This is a genomic window from Fulvimonas yonginensis (assembly GCF_037137055.1).
GTDB classification, from domain to species: domain Bacteria; phylum Pseudomonadota; class Gammaproteobacteria; order Xanthomonadales; family Rhodanobacteraceae; genus Frateuria_A; species Frateuria_A yonginensis.
Genome location: NZ_JBBBNY010000001.1, coordinates 150447 through 165260 on the forward strand (window position 1 = coordinate 150447; position 14814 = coordinate 165260).

Annotated in this window: 14 protein-coding genes; 6 read left to right on the forward strand and 8 right to left on the reverse strand. The window is 71.5% G+C overall.

The window, feature by feature from the left end; genetic code table 11:
* Window positions 1-55: 55 nt before the first annotated feature.
* Entirely contained in the window at window positions 56-424 is a 369-nt protein-coding gene (locus tag WAT24_RS00700; RefSeq protein ID WP_336805885.1) for a DUF488 domain-containing protein, read from the forward strand.
* A 13-nt stretch (window positions 425-437) separates the two neighbouring features.
* Here the strand turns inward: WAT24_RS00700 and WAT24_RS00705 are convergent, their stop codons facing one another.
* Window positions 438-1328 carry a patatin-like phospholipase family protein gene (locus WAT24_RS00705; RefSeq protein WP_336805886.1) on the reverse strand — a complete coding sequence of 297 codons (891 nt, stop codon included), beginning with the start codon at window positions 1326-1328 and terminating at the stop codon, window positions 438-440.
* A gap of 221 nt (window positions 1329-1549) precedes the next feature.
* Between WAT24_RS00705 and WAT24_RS00710 the strand changes: the two genes are divergently transcribed.
* A complete protein-coding gene (locus WAT24_RS00710; RefSeq protein WP_336805887.1) occupies window positions 1550-3316 on the forward strand; it encodes an SLC13 family permease in 1767 nt (588 codons plus the stop codon).
* A gap of 129 nt (window positions 3317-3445) precedes the next feature.
* Here WAT24_RS00710 and WAT24_RS00715 read toward each other — a convergent pair whose 3' ends face one another.
* The gene (locus WAT24_RS00715; protein WP_336805888.1) at window positions 3446-4429 is read right to left on the reverse strand and encodes a helix-turn-helix transcriptional regulator; all 984 of its coding nucleotides are present in this window, start codon (window positions 4427-4429) and stop codon (window positions 3446-3448) included.
* Between the two features lie 120 nt (window positions 4430-4549).
* Here WAT24_RS00715 and WAT24_RS00720 point away from each other — a divergent pair, with 120 nt between their 5' ends.
* Together WAT24_RS00720 and WAT24_RS00725 are read left to right on the forward strand one after the other, a co-directional pair.
* On the forward strand, window positions 4550-5461 hold the full coding sequence (locus WAT24_RS00720; RefSeq protein ID WP_336805889.1) for a hypothetical protein: 912 nt from the start codon (window positions 4550-4552) through the stop codon (window positions 5459-5461).
* A 103-nt stretch (window positions 5462-5564) separates the two neighbouring features.
* Window positions 5565-6362, forward strand: a complete 798-nt coding sequence (locus tag WAT24_RS00725; protein WP_336805890.1) for a DUF481 domain-containing protein — start codon at window positions 5565-5567, stop codon at window positions 6360-6362.
* Window positions 6363-6445: 83 nt separating this feature from the next.
* On the opposite strand, the gene hemC is transcribed toward WAT24_RS00725, so the two are convergent.
* From hemC to WAT24_RS00750, 5 genes are all read right to left on the reverse strand, one after another.
* A complete protein-coding gene (hemC, locus tag WAT24_RS00730; protein WP_336805891.1) occupies window positions 6446-7360 on the reverse strand; it encodes a hydroxymethylbilane synthase in 915 nt (304 codons plus the stop codon).
* A 148-nt stretch (window positions 7361-7508) separates the two neighbouring features.
* A complete protein-coding gene (locus tag WAT24_RS00735) occupies window positions 7509-8213 on the reverse strand; it encodes a LytR/AlgR family response regulator transcription factor (protein ID WP_336805892.1) in 705 nt (234 codons plus the stop codon).
* Complete coding sequence (locus WAT24_RS00740) at window positions 8213-9259, reverse strand: sensor histidine kinase (RefSeq protein ID WP_336805893.1); 1047 nt, start codon at window positions 9257-9259, stop codon at window positions 8213-8215. The genes WAT24_RS00735 and WAT24_RS00740 overlap by 1 nt, the downstream gene beginning before the upstream one ends.
* 97 nt (window positions 9260-9356) lie before the next feature.
* Window positions 9357-10022 (reverse strand): alpha/beta hydrolase, encoded by a 666-nt coding sequence (locus tag WAT24_RS00745; protein WP_336805894.1) that lies wholly within the window; start codon window positions 10020-10022, stop codon window positions 9357-9359.
* A 96-nt stretch (window positions 10023-10118) separates the two neighbouring features.
* Window positions 10119-10769, reverse strand: a complete 651-nt coding sequence (locus WAT24_RS00750) for a cysteine hydrolase family protein (RefSeq protein ID WP_336805895.1) — start codon at window positions 10767-10769, stop codon at window positions 10119-10121.
* A 369-nt stretch (window positions 10770-11138) separates the two neighbouring features.
* On the opposite strand from WAT24_RS00750, the gene WAT24_RS00755 reads away from it, so the two are divergent.
* The gene (locus WAT24_RS00755; RefSeq protein WP_336805896.1) at window positions 11139-11843 is read left to right on the forward strand and encodes a GlxA family transcriptional regulator; all 705 of its coding nucleotides are present in this window, start codon (window positions 11139-11141) and stop codon (window positions 11841-11843) included.
* A gap of 82 nt (window positions 11844-11925) precedes the next feature.
* The gene (locus WAT24_RS00760; RefSeq protein ID WP_336805897.1) at window positions 11926-14346 is read left to right on the forward strand and encodes a S9 family peptidase; all 2421 of its coding nucleotides are present in this window, start codon (window positions 11926-11928) and stop codon (window positions 14344-14346) included.
* A 49-nt stretch (window positions 14347-14395) separates the two neighbouring features.
* On the opposite strand, the gene WAT24_RS00765 is transcribed toward WAT24_RS00760, so the two are convergent.
* The gene (locus WAT24_RS00765; RefSeq protein WP_336805898.1) at window positions 14396-14758 is read right to left on the reverse strand and encodes a hypothetical protein; all 363 of its coding nucleotides are present in this window, start codon (window positions 14756-14758) and stop codon (window positions 14396-14398) included.
* Between the last annotated feature and the right edge of the window lie 56 nt (window positions 14759-14814).

Genomic DNA, 14814 nt, shown 5'->3' on the forward strand with positions numbered 1-14814 from the left:
CGCGGCGCTCACCCACCACGGGTAAGCTTGGCCGGGGTTTCCGGAGGGGGACGCCATGAGCCTGGCCGTCAAACGCGTCTACGACCCGCCGTCGCCGGAGGACGGCTACCGGGTGCTGGTCGACCGGCTGTGGCCGCGCGGACTGAAGAAGGAATCGGCCGCGCTCGACCTGTGGGCGAAGGACGTCGGCCCCTCGCGCGAACTGCGCGAATGGTTCGGCCACGAGCCGGCACGCTGGGAGGGGTTCCGCCACCGCTATGCGGCCGAGCTCGACGCGCATGCCGAGCAGTGGCGTCCGCTCGCCGCCAAGGCCGCGCGTCAGCGCGTCACCCTGCTCTATGGCGCGCGCGACGAGGAGCACAACAACGCGGTGGCGTTGAAGAACTACCTGGAGAGCTACCTGGCCGCCCACGGGCCCCACTAGGCCGGGCGACGGCTCAGCGTTGGCGCTCGGCGAAGCGCTCGAGCGCCTCGCGCGTGTGCTGGCGGCCCAGCTCGATCAGCTCGCGCGCGCGGTAGAACTCGTAGGTGGCGGCGACGTCGCGCGGGATCTCGATCAGCAGGTCGGGCTCGTAGGCGGCCAGGCGCAGGCGCGACAGGTTGGACTGCATCAGGTCCATTGCGTGGGTCAGCAGCTCCAGCACGCCCGGCTCGTGCACGCGGGGCTTGTCCTCGCCGTGCGCGAACAGTCGCCCGAGCAGGCCGGGCCGCTGCCCTGCGCTGGCGTCGGCGTCCTGCTCGGGCGCGCGGCGGCCGGTGGGGCCGTCGAGGCTGACCGCGATGACGTGATCGACCCGCTCGCGGATCAACGGGGTGACCGGCACCGGGTTGAGCAGCGCGCCGTCCACCAGCCGACGCCCTTCCAGCAGATACGGCCGGAACACCGTCGGGATCGCGATCGAGGCCCGGATCGCGTCGAACAGCTGGCCGCGGGACAGCCACACTTCGCGCTCGCGATCGATGTCGGTCGCCACCGCGGTGAAGGCCAGCGGCAGTTCCTCGATACGCGCGTCGCCGATCAGCTCGCGCAGCGTGCCGATGATCTTCTCGCCCTTGATCAGGCCGCCGCGGAAGGTCCAGTCGACCAGCCGCAGCACGTCCAGCCGAGCCAGCTGGCAGACCCAGTCGCGGTACACGTCCAGCTTGCCCATCGCGTAGATGCCGCCGATCAGCGCGCCCATCGAGGTGCCGGCGATGGCGCCGACGGCGTAGCCCTGGCGTTCCAGTTCCTCCAGCGCGCCGATGTGAGCCAGCCCCTTGGCGCCGCCGGCGCCGAGGGCGAGCGCCACGACCGGGCGGGAGGCGGGTTCCGGGGCGGCAGGGTTCATGCGGGGGCTCCACGGGAGGCATCCTCACGATACGTTGGCGCGGGCCTGTGGTGAAGTCGGCGGCCCGGGCGATCGCCGGCCGCGACCGCTATGATGGCCGAGCCGGCGATCGCGCCATTGACGAGGCAAGCCAACGGAACCATGCCAGCCGACATCCGCCTGACCGTCCCGTTCCGCACGCCGGCCCCGGGCCGCCCCTCACGCCGCCGCGGAGCGCGCGCATGAGCTGGCAGGCCTGGGCCACGGTGGCGATCATCGTGGGTGCGATGGCGCTGTTCGCCAGCGAGAAGGTCCGCATCGACCTGGTCGCCCTGCTGGCACTGGCCGCGCTGGTGGTGCTCGGCATCGTCACGCCGGAAGAGGCGCTGTCGGGTTTCAGCAACGAGGCCACGGTCACGGTGGCGGCCATGTTCGCGCTGAGCCTGGGCATCGAGCGCTCCGGCGCGCTGGAGCCGCTCACCCGCCTGCTGATGCGCATCCGCAAGCCGTGGCTGCTGACCCTGGCGATGATGCTGGCGATCGCTCCGCTCGGCGCGTTCGTGAAGAACATCGCGCTGGTCGCCACCTTCCTGCCGCTGGCGTTGCGGGTATGCCAGCGCACCGGCACCTCGCCGGCGCGCGTACTGATGCCGATGGCCTACGCCGCGCAGATGGGCGGCGTGTGCACGCTGATCGGCACCTCCTCCAACCTGCTCACCGACAGCCTCGCGCAGAAGCACGGCCTGCCGCCGTTCGGCGTGTTCGAGTTCACCAAGCTGGGCGCGCTACTGGCGGTGGCCGGCATGGCTTACCTCATGACGATCGGCCGCAGGCTCCTGCCGCGGAAGATCGACGCCACGCTGCCGGATGGCGGCGACGTCGGCAAGTACGTGACCGAGCTGGTGGTCGGCGAGGACTCGCCGCTGCTCGGTACGCGCATCGCCGACGCGCAGCTGGGCGACAAGTACGGCGTCTATCCGCTGGAGCTGCTGCGCGGCGAGCGCCGCATGTGGTCGCCGCGCGAACAGCAGCTGGCGATCGGCGACGTGCTGCTGGTGCGCGGCGACTGGGACAAGATCGAGGACTTCCAGCGCCGCGCGCGCCTGCGCAACGCGCCCGAGCAGCACTACGCGCGCGTCGACGACCGTTCGCGCGTGCTGGCCGAGCTGATGGTCGCGCCGGGCAGCCCGGCCGAGGGCCGGCGGCTGGCCGAGATCGGCCTGGACTGGCGCTACCGCGCCACCGTGCTGGCCGTGCACCGTCGCGGCCAGGTGCTGCGCGACAAGCTGAGCAACACCGACCTGGCGGTGGGCGACGTGCTGCTGGCGCTGGTGGACGAAGGCGGCATGCCCAAGCTGCGCGCGGACGACGCCTTCATCGTACTGAGCGAGCGCGACGACGCGCGCTCCAGCATGCGCAAGGCGTGGCTGGCCGCGGCGATCATGGTCGCGGTGGTGGTCGCCTCCGGCCTGCACTGGCTGCCGATCCCGATCGCCGCGCTGTGCGGCGCCACCGCGATGGCGCTGACCGGCTGCTTCGGTCGCAAGGACGTCTACGAGGGCATCGACTGGAAGATCATCATCCTGCTGGGCGCGATCCTGCCGCTGGGGCTCGCGATCGAGAAGACCGGCCTGTCCACCGTGGTAGTGCAGGGCGCGATGGGGCTGGTCGGCAGCCACGGCCCGCTCGCCGCGCTGCTGATGGTCTACCTGCTGACCGCCCTGCTCACCGAACTGATGGGCCACAACCCCTCGGTGGTGCTGATGGTGGGCATCGCCGTCACGGTGGCGCACGCGGCGCACGCCGACCCGCGCCCGTTCGTGGTGGCGGTGGCGTTCGCGGCAGCCACCTCGTTTGCCACGCCGGTCGGCTATCCCACCAACACGATGGTGTACTACGCCGGCGGCTACCGCTTCACCGACTTCATGAAGGTCGGCATCCCGCTGATCGCGTTGTTCTGCGCGCTGTCGATGTGGCTGATCCCGGAGCTGTGGCCGTTCCACCCCTGAGCGCGCTAGTGCCGGCGCCCGGCTGCCGCAGGAGCGGGCTCGCCCGCGATGTTCACGCTCCCGGCACCGGCGCGGCGCCAGGGCAAGGGCACCGCGAGCAAGCTCGCCCCTGCCGGGAAGGTGCCCCGCTCAGCGCGGCGGCTGCTGGTAGCCACCCAGCGCCATGTGCAGCAGGCTCTTCATCTCCTCGCGCAGCGGCAGCGGCGCCACCACTTCGGCGTCGGGTCCGAACTTGAGCACGTCCATCAGCAGTTCCTTGGACTTCGAATACGGCACCTTGAGCTCGTAGCGTCCGTCCGGCAGCCATTCGCCTTTCTGTTGCGAATGCCAGTGCTCGTCAGCCACCCAGCGCGCGGCGTGGGCGGAAAAGCGGATCGTCGCCCAGGCCTTGGGCTTGCCGGCGAAGATGCCGTAACTGGAGGCGAGCAGCTCGTTGAGGTCGGCCTCGGGCACGTCGATCGCCGGCTCGTCCAGCGCGTGGGCGTCGCGGATGCGGTCTACCGCGAAACTGCGTAGCGCCTCGCGGTCGTGGTCCCACACGTCCAGATACCAGTTGTCGCGGTAGTGCGTCAGCCGCTGCGGCGAGACGGTGCGCTTGCTGTCCGAGTCGGTGGTGCGCGCCCGATAGGCGAAGCGCAGGCGGCGCCGCTCGAGCACCGCGCCGGCGACGACGCGGAACACCTGCTGGTCGAGCTTGCGCTCGCCCCAGGGAATCACGCGGATGCGTTCGATCGGCAGCGCCTTGTCCTTCTCCTGCCCGGTCAGCAGGCGCTCGATGCGCGCCTTGAACGGCGCCAGCGCGCCGGCCAGCACGCCGGGACCGGAGCGGCCGATCAATTCGTTGAGCGCGAGCAGCGCGGCCAGTTCGTCGGAGGTGAGCCACAGCCCCGGCAGTTCGAAGCGCTCGCCCTCGCCGAGTTCGTAGCGGAACGCCGCCTGGTCGGTGCCGGCGCTTTCGATCGGTGCGCCCAGCGCGTCGCGCAGGAAGGCCACGTCGCGGTAGAGCGTGGCGCGCGAGCATTCCAGTTCGTCCATCAACCGCGCCAGCGGCACCGGGTAATGTGCGGATTTGAGAAGCCGGTGCAGGGTGAGGATACGTTCGTAGCGGTCCATGGCATACCGTTCGGATGCAAGCTTTGTGTAGCATGGGTACGGCCCGCGGCGGCCGCAAGTCCGCCGCCGGCCCGGACTGCCGGGCCGCGGACCTTTCCCCAGCCGCCGAGCCGCGATGCGATGACTCCATCCAGCGACATGCAGGCCTGCGCCGAGACCGTGTCGGCGGACGAACGGCGCTGGCCGGACGTGCCCGACTATCCGGCCACCCTGCTGCGGACCATGGCGCTGTGCGGCCACGGCCTGTGGATGCTGCTCGGCGTGGCGCTGGCACTGGGCATCTATCGCCCCGGCCGCAGCGAGGCGCTGGTGCCGCTGGCACTGGGCGCGGCCTTCGTCAGCGTCGGTCTGCTCGCGGCCTGCCTGCACCTGCCCGGCCTGTCCCGCTGGCACGGCTGGCGTCCGGCGCGCCGGAGCCCGCCCACGCGCGAAGCGCTGCTGGCGCTTTCGACCTACCTGCCGATGCTGGCGGTGGCCGGGCTGGTGCGCGGCGACAACGGCTTCTGGGCGACCCGCGCCGCGGCGGCCGCCCTGGCGCTGTGCAGCGCCGCCAGCCTGGTCTATGCGGTCTACAGCTACCGCCACCGCCTGTCGGCGCAGGTGCTGCCTTGTTCCTCGCAGTTGCCGCTCAGTCGCCTGGTCGCGGCCTGGTACGGCGGAGGGCTGTGGCTGTGGTTGTGCCTGGCGTTCCAGGACGGGCGCGTGGACCCGGCCGGCACACGCCCTTGGATCATGGCGCTGCTGGTGCTGGCGCTGCTGCTGGGCCTGATCGAAGGCCTGCGCTGGCAGGCGCTCGGCCGTTCCGAGCCCCCGCTCGGCGAGGGGTGGGCGCGCGGTCGCGTGGCGCGCTTCGTTGCGGCGCTGTTCACCTATGCGCTACCCAGTGTGGCCCTGCTGGTGGTGGACCTGTCCGACGCCGGGGTGCCGCTGGTGGCACTGGCGGCGCTCAGCTGCCTGGTCGGTCGCACCATCGAACAACGCGCCTACGAAGCCACCCTGGCGCAGCTGTGCCAGGACGGGCAGGAGCCGTGACGGCCCGGCTCTGCCACGGCGCCGGGGCGTGTTCACTGCGAGTTCAAACCGCCGCATTAACGTGGCGGCCTTCCCGATCCACCCCCATCCACGGATGTCATCGATGAACAAGACCCTGATCGCCCTGTGCCTGCTCGCGAGTGCCGGCGTGCATGCGCAGAACACCGACAGCACCGTCGCCAACGGCGGCTGGACCGGTTCGGGCGAGTTCGGCTTCGCCTCGGCGCGCGGCAACTCGCGCACCGAGAACGTCAACGCCAGGCTGGGTTTGAGCCAGGAGAACGAGTACTGGAAGAACAACTTCTTCCTCAACGGCATGCGTTCGCGTGGCGAAGTGTCGGTCGTCGACGCCAACGGCAACACCGTCGACCGTTTCAGCACCACGGCGAACCGCTACGACGCCGGTGCCTCGGTCGGCTACAAGCTCGATCCGCGCAGCTACGTGGTCGGCGCCGGCCGCTACGAGCACGACGATTTCGGTGCCAACCTGTGGCAGAGCACGGTGTCGCTGGGCTACGGCTACATCGCCCTGAAGAACGAACGTACCGAGCTGTCCTTCGAAATCGGTCCCGGTTACAAGCGCTACCGTCCCTCCGACACCACCGTGCAGGTCGACGGTGCGCAGACCACCGTGCGCCAGCCCACCGAGAGCGAGGCGGTCGGCCGCGGCCTGATCAACTACAAGTACCGGCTCACCGACAACACCGCCTTCGAGGACACGCTGCTGATCGAAGCGGGTTCGAAGAACAAGTACTACCAGAACGACGCCGGCCTGTCGGTCAGCATGACCAAGAAGATGGCGCTGAAGTTCGGCTTCCAGGCACGCTACAACAGCGACGTGCAGCCGGGCCGGCAGACCACCGACACGCTGACCACCACCAACCTGGTCTACAACTTCTGAGACCCCCGCCCCGTGGGAGCGAGCTCGCGCAATGCCCCTTTTCGGGTCGCGCGGGCCGCCCCGGGCGGGCCCGCCGCTCGGATCTAGCCGAGCATCGCACCCGCGCCCTGCGCCAGCAGCGCATCGGCCACGACGCGCCCCAGCGCCTCGGGCTGCTCCGACGGCCCAGCGGCTTCGGCCCGCAGCAGCCGGCCGCTGGCCGCGTCGCCGACCAGGCCGTGCAGGTGCAGCCCGCGTTCGGTCTGCATGCACCAGGCCGCCACCGGCACCGTGCAGCTGCCGCCCAGCGCGTGGTTCATCGCGCGCTCGGCGCTCACCGTCACGCGCGTGTCGGCGTCGTCCAGCGCGGCCAGCAGCGCGAGCACGGCCGGCCGCTCGGCGTGCGCCTCGATGCCGATCGCCGCCTGCCCCGGTGCCGGCAGCCAGGCCGGCGCAGCGAGCCGCTGGCGGATGCGCGCGGACAGCCCGAGCCGCTCCAGTCCGGCGCAGGCCAGCACGATGGCGTCGTAGTCGCCGGCGTCGAGCTTGGCCAGCCGCGTGTTGACGTTGCCGCGCAGGTCGAGCAGCTGCAGATCCGGCCGCGCGGCACGCAGCTGCGCCTGGCGACGCAGCGAGGAAGTGCCCACCCGTGCGCCCTGCGGCAGGTCGGCGAGCGTGGCGTGGTGGTTGCTCACGAAGGCATCGGCCGCGTCCGCGCGCGGCAGCACCGCCGGCAGCACGAAGCCCGGTTCCAGCTCCGCCGGCACGTCCTTGAGCGAATGCACGGCCAGGTCCGCGCGACCCTCCAGCATCGCCACCTCCAGTTCCTTGAGGAACAAGCCCTTGCCGCCGATGGTGGCGAGCGGGCGGTCGGCGATCTCGTCGCCGCGGGTGGTCATCGGCACCAGCTCCACGGCCAGGCCCGGGTGCGCCGTGCGCAGCCGCGCGGCGACGTGCTCGGCCTGCCACAGCGCGAGCGCGCTCTTGCGGGTGGCGATACGCAGGAGGGAGACGGTCATCGGAGGTCCGTGCAGTGGAAGCAGGCGCGCATTGTCGCGCAGGAGCGAGCTGCCGGCGTCGCCTGCGACCATCTGCAGGAGCCGGCCTGCCTGCGATGCGCTCGGCCCGGGTCGTGAAGGAGCGTCGCGCCAGCGCGCTCACGGGCGTTCAACCCGAGCGCAGCCGCTTGCGCACCGCCGGCAGGTTGCGACGGCTCACCTCGGGGCTGAAGTCGGTACCGGCCAGCCGGGCCAGCACGCGGCCGTCCGGCAGGTTCTTCAGGCCCAGCAGGCGCGGCGCGGGAACCAGGCAATTGCGGTGCAGCCGCACGAGCTGGGTGGGATAGGCCTCCTCCAGCTGGCGCAGCGACTCCTCGATCAGCAGCTCGCCGCCGGCGTGGCGCACCACCACGTACTTCTCCTCGGCGAGCAGGCAGACCACCTCGGTCAGCGCAATCCGCACCTGCTCGCCGCGCAGGCGGCCGTGCAGGTAGCCGACCGGTTCGGCCGGTGCGGCGTGCAGGCGCTGGCGCACGCGTTGCAGCGCCTCGCGCAGGCGCTCCAGCCGCACCGGCTTGAGCAGGTAGTCCACCGCGCCGACCTCGAAGGCGGCCAGCGCATGGTTCTCGTAGGCGGTGCAGAACACCACCAGTGGCCGCGCCTGTGCGGCCAGCCGCGTCGCCAGCGCGGTACCGTCCAGGCCGGGCATGTTGATGTCCAGCAGCAGCAGGTCCGGCTGCAGCTCGCCGATCGCCGCGAGCGCCGCCTCGCCGTCGGCGACGCTGCCGGCCACGCTGACTTCCTCGCACTCGCCGAGCAGGGCCGCCAGGCGGGTGCGGGCGAGCGGCTCGTCGTCGACGATCAGCACGCGCATCAGCGGGCCTCCGCGGGCGGAGGGTCGGACGGCAGATGCAGCCGCACCACGAAGCGGTCGGCCTGCGCTCCCGCGTCCACCGCGGCGTGCGCACCATAGCGGTAGGCCACGCGCCGGCGCACGTTGTCCAGGCCGTGGCCGTGCCCGGGTGCGCCCGGCATGGACGGCAGCGGGTTGCTGATCTCGACTACCCATGCACGCGCTTCCCGCCAGCCGCGCAGGATCACCTCGCCGCCCTCGCGCAGCGGCTGGATGCCGTGACGGACCGCGTTCTCCACCAGGGGCTGCAGCAGCAGGCGCGGCAGCGGATAATCGGCCGGCAACGCATCGAGCTCGCGACGCACGCGCAGGCGCCCGTCCAGCCGCAGCTGCTCGATCGCCAGGTAGCGCTCGATCAGCGCCAGTTCCTCGCCCAGCGTGCCCTCGTGGCTGCCGGACTGGCCCAGTGCGGCGCGGAACAGTTCGCACAGGTCCTCGATGGTGCGCTCGGCCGCCGCCGGGTCGACCCGCACGAGCGCGGCCACCGTGTTCATGCTGTTGAACAGGAAATGGGGGCGGATCCGCGCCTGCAGCGCTTCGACCTGGGCGTGGGCCACCGCGGCCAGGCGCGCCTGCCACTGCGCCAGCACGTAGAAGTAGCGCAGCATCGCGGCGCCGAGCAGGGCGGCGATCAGCAGGTTGTCGCGCACGAAGGCGAGTGTCGCGGTGCGGACCAGGCCCAGCGCCAGCGCCGCGTCCATCCAGCGCGCCACTGCACTGGCCGCAGCGACCACCAGCACCATCACCAGCCACACGCCGGCATAGGGCATCCAGCCGCCCAGCCGCTGCAACCAGGGTCGCGCATAGCACAGTGCCACCGCGATCAGCACCGCCAGCCAGGCCACGAACAGCATGCCCACGCTGTAGCCACGCCAGCCGCGCGCCTGGTCGGGCGCGAGCCACATCAGCGTGACGGTGAGGGCGCCCACCGCGACCAGCGCGGCGACCGCCGGCAGCCGGCAGAAGTCCGGCAGCGGCGTCGAGGGGCGGGGAGGGCGTTTGCTCATGTCCTCCAGTATGCCGGCAACGGGGCGATCGCTTCTTCCGCGTGCGGGTCGCGGTCGCGGCAGAGCCGGAACCCGCGCCACTCCCGCCCGGGTCCGGTCAGCCCAGGCGCAGGGTGAGCCACTGGCGCAGGTCGGCGATCTCCTCGGCGCATACCGCGTGGGCCATTGGATAGGTGTGCCAGTCGACCGCGTAGCCCAGTTCCTCCAGCCACAGACGCGAGTCGAGCCCGCGCTGCAGCACCACCACGGGGTCGGCACTGCCGTGGCCCCAGAACAGCGGCACCTGCGCATTGGCGGCGCTGCGCTCGGACGCCAGGGTGGCGGCGATCGGCAGATAGGTGGACAGCGCGACGATGCCGGCCAGCGGCTGCGCATGGCGCAGGCCCGCGGCCAGCGCGACCGCCCCGCCCTGCGAGAACCCGGCCAGCACGATCCGCTCGCCGGGGACGCCGCGCTCGTGCTCGCGGGCGATCAGCGCCTCCACCGCCTGGATGGAGCGGCGGATGCCCGCCTCGTCCTGCGGCGCGCGCACGTCGAAGCCGTGGATGTCGTACCAGGCGCGCATCGGCATCCCGCCGTTGATGCTGACCGGCTGCACCGGCGCGTGCGGAAACACGAAGCGCAGCGGCGGCCAGCCCGGGTCGACCAGCTCCGGCACGATCGGCGCGAAGTCGTTGCCGTCCGCGCCCAGGCCGTGCAGCCAGATCACGCTGTGGCGGGGAGCGGGGCCGGTGTCGCGTTCGACGGTGGGGAGCGGGTGCATCGGGGACCTGGGCTGCCGGTAGGGGCCTACAGTCTCGCCGATGCCGGGCGACCGCCGCCAGCCGGGATCCCCCCGGCGCTTGCCGATACCCGCGCCTCACGCCGCTTGTGTCGCACCCCGGTGCGCAAGCGCGCGCTGGTGCGAGGCGTGGATGGTGTCGCGCTCGGGCACCGTGCCCGCGGCCAGGTGGCGCAGCCATGCCTCGGTGCTCAGCACGGCGGCGTAGCGCGATTGCTGCACCACCGCGAACACGCGGTGGATCTCCTCGGCGCTGGCGATCCCGGCACGGTTGGCGTACGGCACGCTGCCGGCGGCGTCGGCGAGGAATTCCACCTGCAGGCCGGCGTCGAAGGCGTGCTTGACGGTGGTGTCGTCGCAGTTGTGCGTCATGTAGCCGGCGACCGCGAGCGTGTCGATCGCGCGTGCGGCCAGCCAGGCGCCGAGGTCGGTGCCGGCGAAGGCGCTGGGCAGGGTCTTGCGCAGGTAGTGCTCCCGCGGGCGGCTGGCCACCACCTCGTGCAGTTCCCACATGGGCGTGCCGGTGGCGAACAATGGCGCATCGGCTGGCGCGCATTGCTGCACGACGATCACCGGCACGCCGGCGGCATGGGCACCGTCGATCGCCCGGCCGATGTTGTGCAGCGACTCGGCCAGCGGCGGGTATTCGATGCGCAGCCCGCCGGTGACGTACTCGTTCTGCACGTCGATCACGACCAGGGCACGGCGGGGGTTCGCGGGCGTGTTCATGACGATCTCCTCGAAACGTGGGGGAGGGCGTACTGTGGGCGGCGCACGTGCTCGCGACGAGTGGCCCGGTTGCCACATTTGGCTAGAATCGGGCCAACCGCGACGGGAGAGACGCAACGTGCCGGACAGACCGCGTGTGGCGATCGTGGCGCTGGACCAGATGCCGCCCTTCCACCTCGCCGTTCCCTGCGGCGTGTTCGGCGAGGCGGCCGGTGGCGAACCGCTCTTCGACGTGCGCGTATGTGCGGGCGAGCCGGGCGAGCTGCGCACGCGGGCCGGCTTCAGTATCGGCACGCGGCCGTCGAGCAACCCCGCATCGGCCAGCGCGAAGGCGCCCACGCACAGGCCGACCATGATCGCGCCCCGCCGGTGCGCGCGGCGCAGCGCAGCCAGCACGGGCGCCGGCGCCGCACGCTGCGGATCGCGCCAGGACGGCACCACCACCAGATCGGCGCCGTCCAACCCGCGCAGGCCGTACCCCGCCGCGCCACCACCCACTGGCACTGGGCGGAGGTGTTCGCCGCGCGGTTTCCGCAGGTGCGGCTGGACCCGGGCGTGCTCTACGTGGACGAAGGCCAGGTCGTGACCTCGGCGGGAACCGCCGCCGGCATCGATTGCTGCCTGCACCTGGTGCGGCGCCTGCACGGGGCGGAGGCGGCCAACCGTGTCGCCCGGCGCCTGGTGGTGCCCCCGCACCGACAGGGCAGCCAGGCACAGTACATCGAGCAGCCGGTGCCGGTCCGGTCCACGGAGGGCCCGCTGACACGCACGCTGGCCTGGGCCCTGCGCCATCTCGACCAGCCGCTCGGCCTGGACCGGCTGGCGGAGCACGCCGCGATGAGCCGGCGCAGCTTCACCCGCCACTTCCGCAAGCATACCGGCACCACCGTGGGCCGTTGGCTGGCGGCCCAGCGGCTGGCCCTCGCCCAGCGCCTGCTCGAGACCAGCCGGCTACCGATCGAGCGCGTCGCCGAGCGCGCCGGCTTCGGAACACCGCTCTCGCTGCGACAGCATTTCGCGGCCACGCTGCATACCACGCCCTCGGCCTACCGGCGCGCGTTCCGCCAGCGCTGACGCCACGCTCGCGGGACTTCCGGCGCTTGCGGCCGAGGCCGGCTCGGCTATGCTCGGGAGCTTTGCCACTGCGGAGCGCCTCATGCGTCGACTTCTCCTGGCCGGCCTGGCCGCCTTCACCGCGCTGCCGGCCCTGGCGGCCGCGCCCGCCGCGCCGCTGGACCTGGAAACGATCATGGCCAACCCCGACTGGATCGGGCACGCGGTGGAGTCGCCGTACTGGAGCGTGGATGGCCGTGCGATCTACTACCGGCTCAAGCGCGACGGCAGCGAGGTGCGCGACCTGTACCGGGTGGACCCCGCGGAGGGGCGCAGCGTGAAGCTCGATCCGGCTGCACGGGCGCAGGCCGACGGCCCGGCGGTGTACGACCGCCACCACCGCTACGCCGCCTTCGTGCGCCATGGCGACGTGTTCCTGCGCACGCTGGCGGACGGGCGCACCGTGCAGGTGACGCAGACGGCGGTGGAGGAGTCGGCGCCGCAGTTCTCCGCCGATGGACGCGCGCTGCAGTTCCGCGCGGGCGAGGACTGGTACAGCTACGACCTGGCCCGCGGCGTAAGCGCACCAGTGGCCGTGCTGAAGTTCGAGGACGACCCGCAGGCCAAGCCCACCGACGCGCTGGAGGACGAACAGCTGGAGCTGTTCTCCACCCTGCGTCGGCTCGAGGCCGACAAGGAAGCCGCGCGCGCCGACGCGAAAGCGCTGGCGGCCGCCGATCCGGGGCGCATGCCGGAACCGTTCTGGCTGGGCGACAAGATCGTCGCGGTGGACACCGAGCTGTCGCCCGACGGACGCTGGCTGTTGCTGGTGACGCGGCCCAAGTCCTACGACGCCGGCCGCCACCCCAAGGTCACCCACTACGTCAGTGATTCGGGCTACGCCGAGGGCGAGGACACGCGCGTCTACGTCGGCCGCAACCCGCCCGCGACGCAGTCGCTGCTGCTGCTCGACCTGCGCGAGCACAAGCGCTACGACCTGCCGATCGACGGCCTGCCCGGGATCGAGGACGATCCACTCGCCACGCTGCGCGCACAGACCGTGGCGGCGCTGAAGAAGGCGGGCAAGGCCGACCAGGCCAAGGCGCTGCAGGCGCCGAAGCTGCGCCCGGTGCGCATCGTCTCCGACGCCGAGGACGGCGGTGGCGGCGGCATCGTGTGGAGCGAGGACGGCAGGAACCTGGCGATCCAGCTGCGCGCGATCGACAACAAGGACCGCTGGATCGCCAGCGTCGACTTCGCCCGCCACGCACTGGTGCCGCAGCACCGCCTGCACGACGAAGCGTGGATCAACTGGAACTTCAACGACTTGGGCTGGCTCAAGGACGGCCGCACGCTGTGGTACCTGTCCGAGGAGAGCGGCTTCTCGCAGCTTTACCTCAAGCCGCTGGACGGCAAGGCGAAGGCGCTGACCGCCGGCCGGTTCGAGGTCAGCCATCCGCAGCTGTCCGAGGACGGCCGCTGGTTCTACCTGCGCGCCAACCGGACCGCGCCCTACAGCTACGACGTCTACCGCGTGCCCAGCAGCGGCGGCGAGCTGACCCGCGTGACGCAGTACCAGGGCATGGACGAGTTCGCACTGTCGCCGGACGGCGAGCGGCTCTGGGTGCTGCATTCCTCGCCGTACATGCTGTCGCAGCTGGCGGTGCAGCCGGCCGCCGGCGGTACGCCGCGCGAACTGACGAACACCATGAAACCCGCCTTCGCCGCGCACGACTGGATCCAGCCCAGGATCGTGCAGGTGCCCTCCTCGCACGGCGCGGGCACCATCTACGCCAAGTACTACGGCCCGGCGGACGAGGGTGCGACGCTGCGGCCGGCGGTGCTCTTCGTGCACGGCGCGGGCTACACCCAGAACGTGGACCTGTCCTGGACCTACTACTTCCGCGAGCAGATGTTCCACAACCTGCTGGTGCAGAAGGGCTACGTGGTACTGGACATGGACTACCGCGCCTCCGAGGGCTACGGCCGCGACTGGCGCACGGCGATCTACCGCCAGATGGGCCATCCGGAGCTGGAGGACCTGCTCGACGGCAAGGCCTGGCTGGTCCGGAACCACCACGTCGACCCGAAGCGCGTGGGCATCTACGGCGGCAGCTACGGCGGCTTCATGACCGAGATGGCGCTGCTGCGCGCCCCTGGCGAGTTCGCGGCCGGTGCGGCGCTGCGTCCGGTCAGCGACTGGCGCCTGTACAACCACGAGTACACCTCGAACATCCTCAATGCGCCGCAGCTCGACCCGCAGGCCTACGAGACGAGTTCGCCGATCTACTACGCCGACAAGCTGGCCGACCCGCTGCTGATCGAGCACGGCCTGATCGACGACAACGTGCTGGCCGAGGACTCGATCCGCCTGTACCAGCGCTTCATCGAGCTGCACAAGAAGAACTTCTGGATGTCGCTGTACCCGATGGAGCGGCACGGCTTCGTCCACGCCGACTCCTGGTACGACGAATACCGGCGCATCGACGAGCTGTTCGACACCTACGTCAAGCCGGCCAGGTAAGCGCACTCCGGCGGTGGCCGCGCGTACCGGCGGCCGCCGGCGGCGGGCCTCAGCCCCAGGTTGCGACCAGCAGCAGCACGAAGCCGGTCACCGCCACCAGCGCATGCACCAGCACCATCCACTTGGGCAGCGGCAGGTGGTTCCAGTGATAGCCCAGGTTGAGCACGATGCCGCCGGCGGCCGCCAGCAGGAACAGCAGCAGCCCCAGCTGCGCCATGCCGGGCAGGCCGACGGTGAAGTAGTCGTAGACCAGCAGGGTGACGGCGGCGCCGGCGATGAAGCCGTGCGCCATCGCCAGCCAGGTCGGCGGATGCGGCTTGCCGGCGAAGCGGATGCCGGCCATCACCAGTCCACCCAGGGCCGCGAGCGCCAGCAGCACCGCCGCGGTGCGCATGCTGAGCATCGGTTCCATGGTTCACCTCCGGTGTGGAAAACCGTCCGGATGGTCGATCCGCCGGCGTGATGCCG

Excerpts from the sequence above, each read along its gene's own strand:
- WAT24_RS00700 (WP_336805885.1), top strand. The coding sequence starts at position 56 with ATGAGCCTGGCCGTCAAACGCGTCTACGACCCGCCGTCGCCGGAGGAC.
- WAT24_RS00705 (WP_336805886.1), bottom strand. The coding sequence starts at position 1,328 with ATGAACCCTGCCGCCCCGGAACCCGCCTCCCGCCCGGTCGTGGCGCTC.
- WAT24_RS00710 (WP_336805887.1), top strand. The coding sequence starts at position 1,550 with ATGAGCTGGCAGGCCTGGGCCACGGTGGCGATCATCGTGGGTGCGATG.
- WAT24_RS00715 (WP_336805888.1), bottom strand. The coding sequence starts at position 4,429 with ATGGACCGCTACGAACGTATCCTCACCCTGCACCGGCTTCTCAAATCC.
- WAT24_RS00720 (WP_336805889.1), top strand. The coding sequence starts at position 4,550 with ATGACTCCATCCAGCGACATGCAGGCCTGCGCCGAGACCGTGTCGGCG.
- WAT24_RS00725 (WP_336805890.1), top strand. The coding sequence starts at position 5,565 with ATGAACAAGACCCTGATCGCCCTGTGCCTGCTCGCGAGTGCCGGCGTG.
- hemC (WP_336805891.1), bottom strand. The coding sequence starts at position 7,360 with ATGACCGTCTCCCTCCTGCGTATCGCCACCCGCAAGAGCGCGCTCGCG.
- WAT24_RS00735 (WP_336805892.1), bottom strand. The coding sequence starts at position 8,213 with ATGCGCGTGCTGATCGTCGACGACGAGCCGCTCGCCCGCACCCGCCTG.
- WAT24_RS00740 (WP_336805893.1), bottom strand. The coding sequence starts at position 9,259 with ATGAGCAAACGCCCTCCCCGCCCCTCGACGCCGCTGCCGGACTTCTGC.
- WAT24_RS00745 (WP_336805894.1), bottom strand. The coding sequence starts at position 10,022 with ATGCACCCGCTCCCCACCGTCGAACGCGACACCGGCCCCGCTCCCCGC.
- WAT24_RS00750 (WP_336805895.1), bottom strand. The coding sequence starts at position 10,769 with ATGAACACGCCCGCGAACCCCCGCCGTGCCCTGGTCGTGATCGACGTG.
- WAT24_RS00760 (WP_336805897.1), top strand. The coding sequence starts at position 11,926 with ATGCGTCGACTTCTCCTGGCCGGCCTGGCCGCCTTCACCGCGCTGCCG.
- WAT24_RS00765 (WP_336805898.1), bottom strand. The coding sequence starts at position 14,758 with ATGGAACCGATGCTCAGCATGCGCACCGCGGCGGTGCTGCTGGCGCTC.